This is a genomic window from Archangium sp. (genome assembly GCF_036388035.1).
GTDB lineage: Bacteria > Myxococcota > Myxococcia > Myxococcales > Myxococcaceae > Archangium.
The window spans coordinates 1-3,729 of record NZ_DASVSO010000074.1 but is presented as its reverse complement, the minus strand read 5'-3'; the positions used below and the strand labels follow the sequence as shown (position 1 = coordinate 3,729).

The window sequence follows — 3,729 nt, the reverse complement described above, 5'->3', positions numbered from 1 at the left end:
AGGCGGGTTTGACGGTGGGGGTGGGGGCGGGGGCCGGCACCGGGGCCTTCTTCACCGAGGCGGCCACCACCGCGGACGGCGCCTGCTCGGCGGGGGCGAGGACGATCTCGATGCGACGGTTCAGGCTCCGTCCCTCCGCCGTCTGGTTGGAGGCGATGGGTTGGTACTCGCCATAGCCCAGCGCGGAGAGCATCGTGGGCGGCACTCCCTGCTCCTGGAGGAGCTTCACCACGACGAGCGCGCGGGTGGTGGACAGCTCCCAGTTCGAGGCGAACTCCGTCTTCGAGTCCGCCGGCAACGGCACGTTGTCGGTGTGGCCCTCGACCCGGATGAGCTTGCCCTGCACGTCCTTGAGCGCCTGCGCCACCTTCTCCAGCGCCTCCTGGCCCTCCTTGTTGAGCCGGGTGCTGCCGGAGGAGAAGAGGATCTTGTCCTTCATCTTCACCACCATCCGGCCCTTGAGCTCGGACAGCTCGATCTTCCCCGTCTTGATCTCCTCCTTGAGGCTCCGGGCGAGGTTCTCGTACTCGGTGGACTTCTTCTCGAGCGCCTCCTTGGCCGCGGCGAGCTTCTCGGTGCTCCGGGACAGCTCCTGGTTGAGCTCCGCCAGCTCGTCCACACGCTTGCGCAGCGCACGGCGCTCCGCGTCGCTCTGGGCGAGCGAAGACTCCAGCTCCGCCCGCTCCTTCTCCGCCGTCTCGGTGGCCGCCGTGGCCTCGGCGAGCTTCTGCTCCAGGGCCTTCGTCTGCTCCGCTTGCTCCTCGTACTGCTGCTTGAGGTTGCGAGCCTCCAACGACTTCGAATCAAACAGCTTCTGCGAGACGCAGCCGAACAACGGAACCAGCAGGAGGACACACCAACGCATGCGCATTCGAGGCTCCTTGGGTTGAAGGACCCCCTTATACCTCCCGGCCCCACGCCAACTTCCATCGGGCCAGTCCACCGGGCCCGCGAGTGACCAGTCATGAACGCAGGTCCTTCCGCGGGGACGGGCTACCGGCGCTGCCGGTCGTAATCCGCCAGGAGCCTCCGGACCGTGGGGGCGTTGTGATCGTCCGGCGCGAGGCGCAGGAAGTCCCGGTAATACTTCGCGGCCTCGGCGGTACGACCGAGGCGGTTGGCGACGATCCCCATCGCCAGGTAGCAGCGAGCGTAGGAGGAATCGACCGCGAGGCACTGCTTGTAGAGCCTCTCGGCCTCGCGAAGATGACCCTGTCGGAGGAGCGATGCGCCGCGCTCATGGAGCTCCCTCGCCAGCCGGTGGTCCCGCTCCCGGACACCTCCGGGAACCACGCCCTCCATCCCCGGGGCGAGCCCCAGGGACGTGATGTGCAGCACCATCCCTCCCTGGTTGTCCGAGGCCTCCGCGTCGTCGATGAAGCCGCACCACAGCGCGATCGCACCTCGCACCCGCACGGGAGTCCCCTCCCTCACGAGGACTTGCTGCTCGCTGTCGAAGACGTCCAGCGCGCGCCCGGTCAGGACGACATCCTTGGAGGTCTCTCGCGCGCAGGCCACCGTCCGGACCGCTCCCGTATCCGCCCCGCGCAGGCGCGCCCCTTCGCCCACGGAGGCCAGCGTGAGCTGGTAGGCGTGCGTCGCATCCAGCCCCTTCAGCTCGAAGGCCCGCTCCCGCGAGGTCTGGGCGCGGCTCGTTCGGACGGTGACGCGCAAGGTCTCCTTCGTCTTCACGTTGACCACATCCACGCGGCGAGGGCTCGAGGAGTCAGTCCCCGGCGGGCCCACGGTGAAGAACATCGCGGCGCGCGCTCGAGGCACCGTCACGGGCTCGTCCGGGACCGTCCCCACGGCCTCCTCCGCCAACAAGCCCTCTCCCTCGAGCAGGAAGAACAACGGCGGAGCGTCCTTCTGCCGGCCGAACTCGCTGAGGGTGTAGGTCTCCCCTGGCTCCAGCCGGGCGACCTCCGCGACCGCCGGGGACACCCGGAAGAGGTCCCTGCGCGCGTCCAGTTGGAGGGAGTCGACCGGGTAGGTGGCAGAGCGCGGCTCCAGCGCCTCGGGCCACGGCGCCAGGGCGGGCACGGGCGTTGGAGCGGAGCGACGTGCCTCGGTCGGAGGGGGCTGCGCCTTCGGCTCGGGGAGGAGGGGACGCGGCTCGGGCGGGTGCTCCGGCGGCTCGGGTTGCGAGGGGGTAACCAGGAACGCCCCCACCAGCACGCACAGCAGCAACCCGCCAAGGCCCAGGGCGATGGTCGTCGCCATGCGCGAGCGCGAGGCCTCCACGGCCTTGGCCTCCCGCGTCTCGACATTCCCGATGTCCGGCTGGCTCGGAGACGGGCGTGAGGTGTCGTCCGCCAGGGGCTCCGGCACCCGCCACACCGAGAGCTCCTCCTGGAAGGTGCGGGGAATCTGCACCTCCCGGCCCTCGGCCTTCAGGTCCTCGCGGAAGAGGTCCTGGAGCAGATACGCGACGGACATGCCCGAGAAGCGCGGCGCGGACGAGTAGAGGAAGCCGGCCAGCGCATCCCCGAAGTCATGGCAGGACGCGTAGCGCTCCTCGGGGTCCACCGCGAGCGCCCGCATGAGGATGTCGTCCAGCTCGGCGGGCAGGGAGGGCCGCAACTGGCGGGGCCGGGGAAACCGACCCTTCATCAACTTGGGCAGGGCCGTGTACTGCTGGCCCGACACCGGGAGCTGCCCGCAGAGCATCTCGTAGAGCACGATGCCGGTGGCCCACACGTCCGTGCGCGCATCCACCTCTTCGCCCCGGGCCTGCTCCGGCGAGAAGAAGAGGTACTTGCCCTTCACCACACCGGGCTCGGTGTTGAAGCCACGCAGCGCGCGCGCCTTGGCGATGCCGAAGTCGACGATCTTGATCTGCCCCTCGTAGCTGACGAGCACGTTGTCCGGGGAGATGTCGCGGTGGACGATGCCCAGGGGCGCTCCGGACTCGTCGCGGCGGGTGTGCGCGTAGTGCAGGCCCCGGCACATCTCCAGCGCGATGAAGGTGGCCAGGGGCACGGGGATGCCAGGGAGCCCCGACCTGAGCGCGCGCTTGATGACCCGGTGCAGCGGCTGGCCGTCCACGAACTCCATGGCGAGGAAGTACTCGCCCTCCGTGCGACCGAAGTCGAAGACCTGGGCGATGTTGCCGTGGGACAGCGTGGCGGAGATGCGCGCCTCGCTGATGAACATGGAGATGAACGCCTCGTCGTTGGCGTACTCCGTCAGCACCTTCTTGATGAGGACGGGCTTGGTGACGCCGGCCTCGCCCAACAGGCGGGCGCGCCAGGTCTCGGCCATGCCGCCGCGCCCCAGCTTCGATACCAGCTCGTACCGCCCGAATCTCTCCCTGGAGGGATGTGCCATCGCGCGGACATGCTACCCCAGGCCGCGAACCTACTTCTTGTCCTGGGGGGCCTGGGTGGGGGCCGCCGCCGGCTCGGGCTCGAACACGCGCACCGTCCAGAAGGAGCCGGTGTTGTAGCCGGGCAGTCCCCGCGGATTGAAGATGCTCGAGCTCGTCGCGAAGCCCCCCACGTAACCGGCGGGGAACTCCGTCCGCTTCCGCGCGCAGCTGGTGAGCACCACGCCGGGGCGGGGCACCCCCGTGCTCACCATGGTGCACTTGCCCAGTCCCGTGAAGCGCCCCTCGGGCAGCTCGAAGCGCACGTAGAAGTCCGCCGTGGAGCCCTCGGCGAAGCTCCGGTCCGTGATGCGCGCGCATGCCAGGGCATTGCCCTCCCGCCGCTCGCCGACCGTGCCCTT

The 3,729-nt window shown here is 69.6% G+C and carries 2 protein-coding genes and 1 pseudogene; all 3 read right to left on the bottom strand.

What is annotated here, in order from left to right; genetic code table 11:
- On the bottom strand, nucleotides 1-871 hold an 871-nt coding region (locus VF697_RS03220; RefSeq protein ID WP_331091991.1), incomplete at its 3' end, for an OmpA family protein.
- Between the two features lie 122 nt (nucleotides 872-993).
- Complete coding sequence (locus tag VF697_RS03215; RefSeq protein WP_331091990.1) at nucleotides 994-3,330, bottom strand: protein kinase domain-containing protein; 2,337 nt, start codon at nucleotides 3,328-3,330, stop codon at nucleotides 994-996.
- Nucleotides 3,331-3,360: 30 nt separating this feature from the next.
- Nucleotides 3,361-3,729 (bottom strand): annotated as a pseudogene (locus VF697_RS03210) (hypothetical protein); the annotation flags it as partial.